The organism is Spirosoma validum (genome assembly GCF_014699035.1).
In the GTDB taxonomy this organism is placed as follows: Bacteria; Bacteroidota; Bacteroidia; order Cytophagales; family Spirosomataceae; genus Spirosoma; species Spirosoma validum.
In genome coordinates this window covers 46,444-59,145 of record NZ_JACXAA010000005.1, presented here as the reverse complement: position 1 = coordinate 59,145, position 12,702 = coordinate 46,444, and the positions used below count along the sequence as shown (strand labels likewise).

At 48.0% G+C, this 12,702-nt stretch carries 12 protein-coding genes; 2 read left to right on the top strand and 10 right to left on the bottom strand.

Annotated elements, in window-relative coordinates; translation table 11 throughout:
• Positions 1 to 50: 50 nt before the first annotated feature.
• The 5 genes from IC230_RS14745 to IC230_RS14725 all read right to left on the bottom strand — a co-directional run bounded on the left by IC230_RS14745 (position 51) and on the right by IC230_RS14725 (position 3,828).
• Positions 51 to 863: an alpha/beta fold hydrolase gene (locus IC230_RS14745; RefSeq protein ID WP_191039807.1), complete on the bottom strand. Its 813-nt coding sequence runs from the start codon at positions 861 to 863 to the stop codon at positions 51 to 53.
• A 76-nt stretch (positions 864 to 939) separates the two neighbouring features.
• On the bottom strand, positions 940 to 1,665 hold the full coding sequence (locus tag IC230_RS14740; protein WP_191039806.1) for a GAF domain-containing protein: 726 nt from the start codon (positions 1,663 to 1,665) through the stop codon (positions 940 to 942).
• Between the two features lie 135 nt (positions 1,666 to 1,800).
• The gene (locus IC230_RS14735) at positions 1,801 to 2,301 is read right to left on the bottom strand and encodes an anthrone oxygenase family protein (protein ID WP_191039805.1); all 501 of its coding nucleotides are present in this window, start codon (positions 2,299 to 2,301) and stop codon (positions 1,801 to 1,803) included.
• A gap of 15 nt (positions 2,302 to 2,316) precedes the next feature.
• Positions 2,317 to 2,943 (bottom strand): NAD(P)-dependent oxidoreductase, encoded by a 627-nt coding sequence (locus IC230_RS14730; RefSeq protein ID WP_191039804.1) that lies wholly within the window; start codon positions 2,941 to 2,943, stop codon positions 2,317 to 2,319.
• A gap of 69 nt (positions 2,944 to 3,012) precedes the next feature.
• On the bottom strand, positions 3,013 to 3,828 hold the full coding sequence (locus IC230_RS14725) for a helix-turn-helix domain-containing protein (protein WP_191039803.1): 816 nt from the start codon (positions 3,826 to 3,828) through the stop codon (positions 3,013 to 3,015).
• A gap of 289 nt (positions 3,829 to 4,117) precedes the next feature.
• Here IC230_RS14725 and IC230_RS14720 point away from each other — a divergent pair, with 289 nt between their 5' ends.
• A complete protein-coding gene (locus tag IC230_RS14720; protein ID WP_191039802.1) occupies positions 4,118 to 4,378 on the top strand; it encodes a DUF6965 family protein in 261 nt (86 codons plus the stop codon).
• A gap of 94 nt (positions 4,379 to 4,472) precedes the next feature.
• Here the strand turns inward: IC230_RS14720 and IC230_RS14715 are convergent, their stop codons facing one another.
• The 3 genes from IC230_RS14715 to IC230_RS34010 all read right to left on the bottom strand — a co-directional run bounded on the left by IC230_RS14715 (position 4,473) and on the right by IC230_RS34010 (position 6,932).
• Positions 4,473 to 4,949: a DoxX family protein gene (locus tag IC230_RS14715; protein ID WP_223860662.1), complete on the bottom strand. Its 477-nt coding sequence runs from the start codon at positions 4,947 to 4,949 to the stop codon at positions 4,473 to 4,475.
• Positions 4,950 to 5,387: 438 nt separating this feature from the next.
• Entirely contained in the window at positions 5,388 to 6,674 is a 1,287-nt protein-coding gene (locus tag IC230_RS14710) for a GAF domain-containing sensor histidine kinase (protein ID WP_191039801.1), read from the bottom strand.
• A gap of 81 nt (positions 6,675 to 6,755) precedes the next feature.
• A complete protein-coding gene (locus tag IC230_RS34010; protein WP_223860661.1) occupies positions 6,756 to 6,932 on the bottom strand; it encodes a hypothetical protein in 177 nt (58 codons plus the stop codon).
• A gap of 306 nt (positions 6,933 to 7,238) precedes the next feature.
• Here IC230_RS34010 and IC230_RS14700 point away from each other — a divergent pair, with 306 nt between their 5' ends.
• Positions 7,239 to 8,042, top strand: coding sequence for an NIPSNAP family protein (locus IC230_RS14700; protein WP_191039800.1), 804 nt, complete (start codon positions 7,239 to 7,241; stop codon positions 8,040 to 8,042).
• A gap of 54 nt (positions 8,043 to 8,096) precedes the next feature.
• Here IC230_RS14700 and IC230_RS14695 read toward each other — a convergent pair whose 3' ends face one another.
• Both IC230_RS14695 and IC230_RS14690 read right to left on the bottom strand, forming a co-directional pair.
• On the bottom strand, positions 8,097 to 10,979 hold the full coding sequence (locus IC230_RS14695; RefSeq protein WP_191039799.1) for a glycoside hydrolase family 95 protein: 2,883 nt from the start codon (positions 10,977 to 10,979) through the stop codon (positions 8,097 to 8,099).
• Positions 10,980 to 10,997: 18 nt separating this feature from the next.
• Positions 10,998 to 12,578 carry a sodium:solute symporter family transporter gene (locus IC230_RS14690; protein ID WP_191039798.1) on the bottom strand — a complete coding sequence of 527 codons (1,581 nt, stop codon included), beginning with the start codon at positions 12,576 to 12,578 and terminating at the stop codon, positions 10,998 to 11,000.
• Positions 12,579 to 12,702 lie beyond the last annotated feature (124 nt).

The following is a 12,702-nucleotide window of genomic DNA, read 5'->3' as shown; positions in this document are numbered from 1 at the left end:
GAAGTGCAAGACGAAGTTAATACGTCTTCATTAAATCACTTTCTGCAATCCTACTTACTTCGTTTTTCCGCCAGGATTTCCTTAATGGTTTCATCAAGCCGTTTATTCAGTTCGTTGGGCTTTTCAATCATGGGGAAGTGGCTTGTGCCTGCCATGTGATGAACCGCATAACCTTTGGTCGTATACGTCTGCAACGGGCCTTCCTGCGTAGGCATATAATCGACGTTAATCAAATGCAGTTTACAGGGAAGTTTCGGAAGCAACTCCTGCTCGGTTTTGTATTCGCTCTTAAAAACAGCTTCAATGATTTCGGTTGCCATTGGCTGAAACGCTTCCCGGTAATCCTGCACGACCCGAGATGAAACCGCTTCCGGCGTCTGGGGAGTCAGCAGAACCATGCGGGCATATTGCTCATCGGTATCCGCGAAATTCTGGTGTAGCTGCTGGATAATTTGCTCGCTCTGTTCCTGATACTCCGATGGCAACGGTTGTCCGGCACTTTTGAAATTGTCAATCCCGATAAAGCCGATAATTGGATCTGGATACGTTGTGGCAGCGACCAGATTCACATTACCACCCAGGGAGTGTCCAATCAGAATGACCTGTTCTAATTTTAGGCTCTTTATGAAGGCTGCTACGTCCTCCCCCATGCCTTTTACCGTCCAGTGCGGTTTGTTACGTCCAGATTGCCCATGACCGGGTAAGTCAATCGCTATAACGTTGTAGCGGTCTTCAAAATAAGCGAGTTGTGCATCCCAATACGTGAGGTCAATATTGGCCCCATGCACAAACAACAGTGTAGGCGATTCACTGCCCGCTACTACGTAATGAATGGAAGTTTCGTCGTGGATGAGGGTCTTCATGGAAAAATCAATGACTACGTTCGTTAAAAAACTTCATTTCAGTCAATTGGTTAGGCCGTCGGCTGATTTATCCACCTCAGTGCAATCGGTGTAATACTTCCTCTAGTGTTTTAAGCGATGTGCGAATGTCAACAAACAGTTCATTAGCTTTACCCGACTGGAGAGTCATCTGCCCGCTCTCTAATTGATGAACAGTATTGGCTATGTGAGCCAGTTTGGGTTTCACCTCCTGGCTAATTCCGTCAACCAATTTTTCCAGTTCCGTATTACGTTGTTCCGCGATTCGTTTGACTGTTGCGAGGGCTATGTTGCTTTTTCTAAGCTCCAGCAGATTAACGACCTGTTTCGCTAAAATCTTCAACGCCGACAGTTGGGTTTGGCTCAACTGCTTTGCCGCGTGGTCAATAACACACAAAGAGCCTAACGGGTACCCTTCCGGATTAACTAAGGGAACACCTGCGTAAAAAATAACGTAGGGATTACCAGTAACTAACGGATTGCCCGCAAAGCGTTCGTCTTCCCTTGAGTCGGGAACAACCAGTGTTTCGTACGGATTTAGAATCGCATGCGTACAGAAGGCGTACTCACGCGGGGTTTCCCGAATATCGAACCCATGATTGGATTTAAACCATTGCCTTTCGTCGTCAATAAGACTGATTAATGAAATAGGCGTTTGGCAGATTTCGGACGCCAGGCTGGTAATATCGTCGTAATCCTGTTCGGACAATGAATCCAGTATGTCATAACTTTTTAAGGCATTTATCCGGTTACTTTCCTCAGGGTGAAGTGGAGGGATAATCATAGATCCATTTAGACAAGGATATAATCCATAAAATTACCCAGAATTAGCTAAAACACCACTCCACCCGGTTCATCGACATCCTTTTATCTACTCATGCTTTTCAGGGCAGGGTATGAAATGCTCGTCGAAACAAGATCATTTCGTATTCGAACTGAGACAGGCGATGACTACCAGCACCAGCGCCACGAATGACGCCAACGTCCGAATCGTATGCCAGGTGTTCCAGGGGGTCTCAAACCGGACGCGCTGGACAGCAATTTCTTCAGCAGAGGCTGTCTGTATCGAAAACGAGTTTAATGCTTCATTGAGTGGAATATTCCCCAGCGCTGTAACACCCAGTACACCAATCAGGTACAGAATTGTGGCCAACAGCAATAGCCAGAACCGAGCCGAAACGGGTTGATTATAGTTCAACCACGTACTAACTGGCAATAAAATCGGAGTGCCCAGAAAGCTAATGAAAAACAACGGGTTCTGAATAGCCCTATTTATGGACTGCATAGCCGTTACGTATTCCAGATCGGACAATCGGTTTAACCCTGGATTTACGGAACAGGAATACGCATAGAAAAGACCCGTTATAAGCGCTGTTGTTATGGCGGCACATGCTATTACAATCGTTGGGAGCGTTGGCATACGTTTCGCGTTTTTTCAGTAGGATAAACCGGGGGTCTTGTGCAGATACGTATCGTCGGTCAACTGTTTGAGCATAAAATCGGCAACGTCGGCACGGGAAATTTTGAGCGTCAACCCTTCGGCCGATCCGTCAAAGCCATGCCGATACGTACCTGTGCGCTCGCCATCCGTAAAAGCCGCCGGACGAACGATGATCCAGTCTAACGAACTTTGCTGGATGTACTTTTCCTGAATTTCGTGATCGACAAAGGCCTGTTTCAACAACAAGCCAAACATGATGTATTTCCAGAAGACGTTCAGATTTCCTTCACTGTCGCCAACGCCTAAGGTAGTTTGGCAGATAAAACGCTTCGTGCCCACGGCTTTCATTGCCCGGATAATATTCTGAGTGCCTTCTGAGCGGGTGCCTCCCTTCCGACCAGCGCCAAGCGCACACAACACAACATCCTGGTCCTTAACGGCTTCTTTCACCGACGTAAAATCCAGAACATCGCCCTGAAACAGGATAAGACCAGGATGACTGGAGAATTCAGGGACGGTTAGCCTGCGCGTAAAAGCCGTTACCGTATGTCCTTGAGCAAGCGCCTGTTCGACAAGCTGACGCCCTATACTACCGGTTGATCCAAAAATGAGCAGCTTCATATGTTTTGTTTTTTAAGCAAAACTAGAGCGACTGCCCGCGTTAAAATAGAACAAAACCGACAACGGCAATTAATACCATTCGGCTAAATTCTCCACAATTTCAGCAGATTGCTTACCATACCGGTTCGGCGGAAAACCGGCAAACTCTTTAAAAACCCGGATAAAATGCGATTGATCGGCATACCCGTTTTCAAAAGCTATGTCTGAAAGCTTATCGTACTTGTTGGTCTTTAACTGCTGAAAGGAGGCCTGAAATCGACAGATTCTCGAAAATAATTTAGGCGAAATCCCAACCCCTTCCTTAAACTTTCGTTCGAGGTGCCGCTCCGATACGTTCAACTCATCCTGCAACTCCTTCAGCGGAATCGTTCCTTCCGACTTAATCAGCTGCGATAAAGCATAGTCTGTTACGTTATCCAGCTGAAATTTGTTTTCCCGGATCTGCGCCGATACATAAGCCGACAACAACTCGATTCGGTAGCGAATGGAGTCCGTGCCCGCCAATTGTTCTGAAAGAAAAAGCGCCTGCTGCCCCGGTAATCCATTCAGAGCAGCACACGTATCGGTTAGTTCATCGGCATTGAGTCCGAAAATGGACTTTAATCCAACGGGCGAGAAACAGGCCCCAATAACCCGGAATTGATCACGCGCCTGAATCTCGCGGTGCTTAATGGTCTGTCCGTACAAACATAAGGTGGGCAATTGTTTTTTATTCTGATCGAAAAGCGGATCTCTTTCGGATAGCTGAACGATAATACCCGGACATCCGTCGGTGATCGGTCGAAACGTTTTCGGCGGACCAGCCATACCCTCACTTTCGTAGGTCCAGAAGTATTGAACGTACCGGTCAAGATGAGCTGGCGGAGGTATTTTTTCGTACTTCATTTTATTTCCATTATGCATCCTGAAAATATTGGCCGTAATGAACGTACTGATTCTGCTGTGAATGTAGGCAAAACCAAGGGGTCAGCAAAGGGGAAGCCGTCAAACGTTACCAGGAGCATTTTAAGGATAAAGATCGTCCGCAGGTAGACATCGTTGAATTTGAGGATGAAATTGCGCTCTCCGTAGGGCCAACCAATCAAGTTATTGTAACGGGCTAGTTACGAGAAACTTACTTTTCACAGGGCTTTTACGAGACCGTTTTTTGCTCGTTAAATGCCGCTATCGGCAAGTGACTATCCTTGTAAATCCTTATTTTTGTGGTATGCCACTACGTAGCGAATACCAGGAATTGGTCGACTTTTTTTCCGCTAGTGATCTTCCCACTGGTCCTCAGCATGTTAACGAATACAGCGTTTTCCTGAACCTGTCGGGCGCGGTAAGTTCCAGTCTGCAACGTCTCCAGAGTGAGGTCGAAGCGACCAGTCTATCAGCAGCACGGATGCTTACTGAAGTGAAGCAGTGGTTAGTCGAACAGGAAGTAGTGGAGTAAGTAATTCTGCAACTGAGCAACGTCAACTTGATACAACTAAAAAGCCCGTGTCCTCAACAGGACACGGGCTAACTTATTTAGATACCTCCACAACTCAACTAAACGAGGGTTGAACGTTTCCGCGTTGTTGGAGATCGCCCTGTATTACGTTTAGCTTACCTATTGCGGTTGCTTTCTGTTTTTTATGATAGAATACATACGAACCAACACCCAACGCGATAAAAACCAGCATTGGCGACCAATCGCCGACAGTTTTACCGCTATTCGCGACGGAATACGTAGCACCCAGTAGATCAAAGAACAAACCAGCATAGGCCCACTCCTTGATGCGCGGAAAACCCGGAACCAGAATGGCAATAACCCCCAGCAGTTTAGCCCAGCCCAGAAATGGAATCAGATAGACTGGCATCCCCATCTCTTTAAACCCTTGTACGGCCATAGGCACGACCAGAATATCGGGAATGGCTGAACCCAGCATGATGAATGCAAACAGACCCGTTAATACCCAGTACGTGATTTTTGTCTTTTTCATGGCTTTAGGCTTTACGTTTACAGAAGTAAGTTGTGTCATGTTGTCTTTGTTGTTTAGCTGACTAACAGAACAAATTTACCACGCTCAATCGATGTAGAACGGGTGTAAAAACGCCAATAAAAGGGTGTATTGCGACATTCTTTTTACTCGATTTCGGTTGGTACTTACGGGTGAATGTACCCAAAAAAAACGGCAAAATCAGCCAGTTTGCGAGGTCACTGGAAACGTGCGTCATGAACAATCTGACCTTATAAGGACTGGTTGGCCGCTGCCATCGAATGGTTGTAGAAAGCAAAAGCTGATTATCACTTGTATGCCGTAGGTATGCTAACCCGAGGATGTCTGCACATAATGACTACCGGCATTACTGAATCGATATAACTAGTTATAATTCAGGTTATTATAAACCGCCATTAGTAATCGAACAGGCAAAAAAAACCAGAAATAATAAACGCCATACGTATCAATGATCAGTGCTTACAGACCAGCTAACTTATCGATCGTGTAACTGTTTAGTTTTCGGGCAATCGGTAAAATAATAGACAAGGTCGTTCCTTTGCCAACTTCAGATTCGGCCTTGATAAGCCCCCCATGATTACGCACAATTTTGCGGCAATAAGCCAGCCCAATTCCCTCGCCTTCCAGAGCCTTGTCGGTAGGCAGTTTGGCAAACACATCAAAAATCTTTTCCAGTTGCGATTGCTCAATGCCGATACCATTATCAGCGATACGAATGTCAACGTAGCGAATGTGATCTCCAGTCGGTAACGGACCAGGCGATTCGGTCGAAGCCAGCTCCCGGCTGGAAATCGTGACAACTGTCACTACGTCTTTTCGAGAGTACTTAAGCGCTTTGTGGAGTAACTGGTAAAAAAGCTGTTTCAGTTGCAGCGGTATGGCTTGAATCGCTGGTAACTCGGCAACATGAATCGTAGCCTCCCTGGCCTCGATTTGCGGCCCCAACTGAACGCAGACTTCAGCGATCAATTGGTTCAGATCCAGGCGATCGACAAGCGTGTCTGAGTCGGCTAAGTCTGAATAGACCGACAAGTCTTTAATCAGCACGGAAAACTTTTTCGCATTGGTATCGATTTTTACAGCCAGCTCTCTGGCTTTATCGATATCACTGCTCTCCGTGGCTTGAATTAGCATTCCGCTAAAGAGCCTTAGTTTGCGAAGGGGCTCCTGGAGGTTGTGATACGTAATATGCCGATACTGCCGATTCTCATCGTTTGAATTCGACAGTTGGTGGTTCAACTGATTGAGCTCCGTCTGGCTACGTTCGAGCAAATCCAGTTGTTGCAGGTGAAAAGTAATCAGTTCAGCAAATAAACTGAACATACCGATTACGGTTGGATTATTGAGTTGGGCAGGTTTTGGATCAATGGCACAGAGGGTTCCAAAGAATTCGCCATTTTTCAGAAGAATAGGAAATGAGATATAGCTCTGAAAACCATATTCTTTAGGCGTATGATGATTACAATATTCCTCGCTGTCCTGGACATGATCGATGACGACAGCCTGATGTGAGTCACGAATTTCGTTGCAGATGGTTGATTCGATCGTTAATTCCCCACCCGGTACCAGTCCGAATTGAATGTCGTCTCGCACACTACAGGCAATCCATCGATCCTGAGTTACCCGGGCTACAGCGGCAAACCCCATGCCTGTCGTCTGGCAAACTACGTCAAGGATAGTGGGAATAATGGAGATCTGCTTTATTCGCTCAATATCTTTGGTTAGATCAAGGTCTGAATAACTCATTTTAAGGACAGTATACTTCTCAAATATATGAATTATGTTACCTCGTCCTGTAAGCTGTAATGACAGTCAGTGAAATAGATATTAAAGTTTACCCGAAAAGCGTGCACGCTGGTTATCTTTCCATTGATGACTGCTGATCGTCTGCCGATGATTGTCAATTCGTACGACATCACAGGATGTTTGCGAAACGCCTTTCGGTTCTCCGGGTGTCAACTTTCCAGCGCCGGGAATTTCGCGCTCAATGACATATGTAGACATAGCTGTTAAGGTTTAGTAAATGTTGGCTTGTACTTCAACTAATTAAAATCACTACGCTTACTGAGAGCAGTGTACAATTAGTGAGCAAACGTCTGACAACCAAGAGTTTTTATTCTCTTCTAGCACGGGTACCCTCGTGTTGAACACCGAGTTATTCGGCTATGTACGTAACGTCAACCCTGCTCAGATCGCCATTCCGTGAATTAGCTTAAGAAAGATAAGATAGAACGAATGATCTTTGCGCTTTGATAGATAGGTAGCGTCAAGACAGTTCGTTTTACAGTATACCTATCAAAAATACCTCTGATGAAAAGACGCAAATTTGTAAAAGCATCCCTCCTCACAAGTGCCATGACGAGCTTTATCCATCCAGTAGGCCAGGCTACAGCCGCTGCAATTACTCAACAAAATACAAACCCGGAGTTTTACGAATTGCGGATTTACAGCTTAAAAAATGCCAGGCAACGGAAAGCCGTCGAGACCTATTTGCAAAACGCATACATACCGGCACTCAATCGATTAGGCAGCAAAAACATTGGCGTATTTAGCGAATATCTCCCGCAGGGATTTACCAAGCTGGTGGCCGTAATCCCGTTTAACTCACTGGATGATTATTTTACTACGTCCGATAAACTGGCTAAGGATGAAGCTTATCAGCAAGCCGGCGCCGACTATTTAAACGCTGAGGCTACCGCACCGGCCTATGAACGTATTGAAAGTTCGTTATTGAAGGCTTTTGTTGGCATGCCCAAGCTGGAAGCGCCCGAAAAAAAGTCCCGTATTTTTGAATTGCGCCGATACGAAAGCCACAATGAAACGGCCGGTAAAAAGAAAATCGAGATGTTCAATCAGGGCGGTGAAATTTCCATTTTCAAACGAGTTGGCCTAACTCCGGTATTTTTCGGCGAAACGATCATCGGTCCCATGCGCCCGAACCTGACGTACATGCTAACCTTCGACAACATGGAAGAACATGATCAGAACTGGAAAACCTTTGGAAGCGATCCAGAGTGGAAAAAGATCAGTTCTGTACCTGAATTTATGGATGCCAAAATCGTTTCGAACATCACCCGCATGTTCCTGATTCCTGCAGCTTTCTCGCAAATTTAATAACCAACTGACTGTGCGACTGGATGGAGAGTTGGCCTGTTTACAAGAACATCTTTACAACAGTTTCAACTCCCCATCTAATCGATACGTTTTTCCTTGTTCAGTCGTTAAACGAATTTGCTTTTCACCATACCGAAGGACACAAGGTTGCCCCGCTTTAGACGTAACGTCGACCCCGATCAGGTGCCCCTGCTGCCAGCGGATATTCAGCACGAAACCGCCCTGCGTACAAATGCCGTTTATATAGCCCGTCGGGATAGCAGCCGGCAAGGCAGGTAAGAGATCAATCGTTTTCCCCTGACTCTGTATCAGCATTTCAGCAATGCCACTGGCTCCGCCAAAATTACCGTCAATCTGAAACGGCGGATGGGCGTCGAACAGGTTGGGATATGAGCCCCCCCCCGTTGTGCCTTCTGGCGAAATGGCAGGACGAAATAACAGCTTGAGCATGTTGTAGGCATGATTTCCATCTCGGAAGCGCGCCCAGAAGTTGATTTTCCAGGCCAGGCTCCAACCCGTTCCTTCGTCACCCCGCTCCAGCAACGACTGACGAGCGGCTTTCATCAGGTCGGGTGTTTCGTCCCACGTAATGTCGGTGCCGGGGTGAACGCCCCAGAGGTGCGATACGTGCCGATGTGTGTCTTTCGGATCATCAACGTCCTGCAACCACTCCTGCAACTGTCCGCGCTTGCCAATCTGATTCGGCGCAATCTGGCTATACATCGTTTTCAGCGTATCTCGGAACGTAGCGTCAGTGCCCAAAATTTCACTGGCTGCTACGCAGTTTTTGAACAAATCACGGATGATCTGGTGATCCATTGTCGGACCAGCCACCAAGCCACCGTGTTCGGGCGAGTTGGAGGGCGTACTGATGAGCCAACCCATTTTCGGATCTTTGACCAGAAAATCGACAAAGAATTGTGCGGCTTCTTTCATGACTGGGTACGCTCGTTTTTGTAGAAACAACCGGTCCTGCGCGTAGCGATAATGCTCCCACAAATGATGCGACACCCACGCGCCCCCACTCACCCAGATGCCGTGATTCGATGCGTTGATGGGCGCCGTGCCGCGCCAGAGGTCGGTGTTATGATGCAGCACCCAACCACGAGCCTTGTAATGCGCTTTCGCCGTTTTTCGACCCGATTCGACCATCTCGTCAATGGCGGCAAACATCGGCTCTTGGCAGGCCGACAAATTTAGCATTTCGGCGGGCCAGTAATTCATTTCCAGGTTGATGTTCGTGGTGTATTTACTGCCCCAGGGCGGAGTGAGCAAATCATTCCAGATACCCTGCAAATTGGCTGGTTGTGACGGTCTCGCATCGGCGAACCGGCCGTTGCGGCTCGGTCGCGAGCTGGAAATCAGCAGATACCGACCATATTGTAGGTATAAAGCGGCCAATGACGGGTCATACGATTTCTCGAATTGCTGGAGCCGTTGATCGGTGGGTAGCCCTTCATTGGGCGAAGCGCCCAGGTCAAGCGACAACGTATTGAAATAGGTCTGATAGTCCTTGATATGAGCCGCTTTTACCACATCGAAGCGTTTGGTACGTAGCGTCTGCAAAGGCCGCTGGCTCATTGTGGCCGGGTCGCCCGAAACGTCTTTATAGTTTTTGAAATTAGTCCCCGCCGTCAGGTAGAGCGTCGCTTCATCGGCTCCCGACACAATGAGCTTCCCATTCGATACGGTTATCGTCCCTTTCTGAGTCTGAATATGCAATAGACTTTCCCCTTTCAAGGCACCGTTACGTACCTGAACGGATAGCACAATCGTCTGCTTGTCAATCTGTCGAACGGAGCTACCTCGGTGAATACTGCTCAACGTTGCGTCAAAGCTAATCTGACCGGGCTGACTGGCGGTCAGGTGAACCGCAATCGCCTGGTCGGGTGCGCTGGCCAGGTATTCACGGGTAAACCGCACGCCTTCTGCAGTGTACGTAACGCGCGAGATGGCCTTTGTGAGATCCAGTTCGAACCGGTAATTGATGGCGTATCCTTGATTCTTAAAGCGCATCCATAGATCACCGAACGGTTGATAGTCAGCCTGATACCGGGGAGCGGGCGGTGGATTATCGTCCTGAATCCAGTATTTGAACGGTTTACTGAGCGGCACACCGTCGGCAGGTTGCCCGCCTTCCGGATACACAACAAACGTTGGCTGATTGGTTTTGACGCCAATGAAACCGCCTTTGTCGAACAGATTGATTACCTGAATGGCTAGTTGATTTTTGCCAGCTTTCAGTTTCGCGGCCGGAATTTTATAACGTCGATTTTTGGCGATGCCTTCATCGGAACCGACCAGTTCGCCATTTAGGTACGTAAAATCCTGATCACGAATGCGCCCCAAATCCAGCACGACGTCCTTTCCTGTCCAAGCTTCGGGCAAGTCGAACGTAGTGCGGAACCAGACGGCTCCATCGAGTCCTTCCAGACCAGTCTTCTCCCAACCATCAGCGGTTGGTACGTTCATCGTTTTCCATGACTGGTCATTGAACGTAGCGGCCGTGGGATTTGACACTACGTTACTCAGCTTGCGAACATTGGCAAACCAGGCTTCTTTTTTCTGAGCATAGCCGTTTTCGTTGCTTTGCCTACCCATGAAATGATCTTGCGCCAGTTTCTCGGCTTCGGCCTGTTTTCCATCGGCCAGCAATTGACGAATCTGGGGTAAATACTGAGCTGCACCTTCCCGCTGGTACTCACGTGGTTCGCCTGTCCAGAGGGTTGCTTCATTGAACTGAATGCGATCTTCCAGAATACCCCCGAACACCATACCGCCTAATCGACCGTTGCCAATGGGCAGTGCTTCGACCCACTGATTAGCCGGTTGTTTATACCACAAAATCGGCGATGGCGGTACCGGAAATTGCGCCTGAGCAAGTAGTGACAGACTAAAAGTTAACAGGTAGAGAGTCAGGAGCGTAGTTTTTTTCATAGACGTAGCGAACGAGCGCTAATGAAAGACAAGGTACAATCCCACCATTGTAATAATCAGCGAAATCCAGGCAATCCACACGCGCCGGGTTGGTTTGATAGCGTCTGACCGCAACGTAACGGGTGTATAAATCGACGGATTTTTATCGAGCAGGGAAATCAAAATAGCCATGATCAACAGCACTGTAAAAATGGCAAAAGAGAGTAGAAGATAGTGCGGCCAAAAGCTGTATTTGTCGGACGGAAGAACCCATAGATACACAATGCCCACGCCTAGACTAAACGCCGAACCCAGTGATAATACGGTATTCACGGCTTTTCGGGTGGTACGTTTCCAGAAGACCGTCAGCAGGAAAACGACCGACAAGGGCGGGGCAATGAACCCCAGTACCGACTGGAATACGTCGAACAGATTCAGTCCTTTGATGCTATCAATCGCCAGCGCCATCAAAATAGCAAACAGGCAACCCACTACAACCGTCATCCGCCCCACTTTTATCAATTGAGCGTTGCTGGCATTCGGGTTGATTTGTCGGGCGTACACATCCATCGTGAACACCGTACTCAACGAATTCAACGACGAGCCAATCGTACCGACCAGCACCGCAATCAGGACAACAATCACTAAGCCATTCATCCCCGGGGGAAACAGGTTCGTCACCATCGTCATGTAGGCTTCGGCGGGGTCTTTCAGGTTCGGAAAGAGAATAAAACAGAGAATCCCCGGCAGAATAAACAGCGGCAGTGACAGGATTTTCAGCCAGCCAATAAAGTTGACGCCCAATTGGCCCTGTTCGAGATTTTTGGCACCCAGCACCGATTGCACCATCGACTGGTCAGTACAGAAAAAGGCTACTGCTGCTACGGGATAACCCAGTAAAATAGCGGGCCAGGGATATTTGTCGTCGCTGGCCGGGTGGATCAGACTCCAGTATTCGGCGGGTGCTTTCTGAAAAACGGCTTCAAGTCCACCTACTTTATTGATACCGAGAATCGTGAGTGTGAGCGATACGCCAATCAGCAAAATCATCTGGAACACATTCACGCGGGCAATGGCTTTCAGGCCGCCGGTATACGCGAATAAGCCAGCAAACAGGACCAACACAATCACCGACTGCCACATCGGAATACCCAGAATCTGACGTACCAGAAACCCGCCCGCAAACAAGCCCAGCGACAGCCACGAAATCAGAATTTTGATGAGCGCGTACCAGGCCAGAATCGTTTGAGTGGATTCGCCATACCGCTGCCCCATGAATTCGGGCATAGTCGATACGTTGGCGGCCAGGTATTTGGGCGCAAAAATGATAGCAAGCAGAAACAGAAAGACGAATGCGTACCAGTCGAAATTGATAGCGACGATCCCCGTGCTATAGCCAATACTCGCAAACGCCAGCAGCATGGACGGTCCAACGTTGGTGCCCCACATGTTGAACCCAATACTCGCCCACCCTAGCGACTTATTCGCCAGAAACAGCGTCTCGTCGGGCTGGTCTTTCTTCGGCACACTGGCTTTGTAGCCAATCACCGCCAGGATAATCAGATACGCCAGGACGATAAAATAATCTAAGGCGGTTAAACGGTCGGTGATGTTATTCATGGGTTAGGCAGAAGCTTTATCAGTGATGTCAGGCCGGGTGGCCGGTGCCATCTCAAACCTGACGTATCCGGTTTCTCAAGACCGTCTGATTTACATGCGGTTTTAAGAAACCGCCCACTGTCGG

What these genes read in the sequence shown, in the direction of transcription:
- IC230_RS14740 (WP_191039806.1), bottom strand. Translation starts at nt 1,665, where the DNA reads ATGATTATCCCTCCACTTCACCCTGAGGAAAGTAACCGGATAAATGCC.
- IC230_RS14725 (WP_191039803.1), bottom strand. Translation starts at nt 3,828, where the DNA reads ATGAAGTACGAAAAAATACCTCCGCCAGCTCATCTTGACCGGTACGTT.
- IC230_RS14700 (WP_191039800.1), top strand. Translation starts at nt 7,239, where the DNA reads ATGAAAAGACGCAAATTTGTAAAAGCATCCCTCCTCACAAGTGCCATG.
- IC230_RS14735 (WP_191039805.1), bottom strand. Translation starts at nt 2,301, where the DNA reads ATGCCAACGCTCCCAACGATTGTAATAGCATGTGCCGCCATAACAACA.
- IC230_RS14690 (WP_191039798.1), bottom strand. Translation starts at nt 12,578, where the DNA reads ATGAATAACATCACCGACCGTTTAACCGCCTTAGATTATTTTATCGTC.
- IC230_RS14745 (WP_191039807.1), bottom strand. Translation starts at nt 863, where the DNA reads ATGAAGACCCTCATCCACGACGAAACTTCCATTCATTACGTAGTAGCG.
- IC230_RS14695 (WP_191039799.1), bottom strand. Translation starts at nt 10,979, where the DNA reads ATGAAAAAAACTACGCTCCTGACTCTCTACCTGTTAACTTTTAGTCTG.
- IC230_RS34010 (WP_223860661.1), bottom strand. Translation starts at nt 6,932, where the DNA reads ATGTCTACATATGTCATTGAGCGCGAAATTCCCGGCGCTGGAAAGTTG.
- IC230_RS14730 (WP_191039804.1), bottom strand. Translation starts at nt 2,943, where the DNA reads ATGAAGCTGCTCATTTTTGGATCAACCGGTAGTATAGGGCGTCAGCTT.
- IC230_RS14715 (WP_223860662.1), bottom strand. Translation starts at nt 4,949, where the DNA reads ATGACACAACTTACTTCTGTAAACGTAAAGCCTAAAGCCATGAAAAAG.
- IC230_RS14710 (WP_191039801.1), bottom strand. Translation starts at nt 6,674, where the DNA reads ATGAGTTATTCAGACCTTGATCTAACCAAAGATATTGAGCGAATAAAG.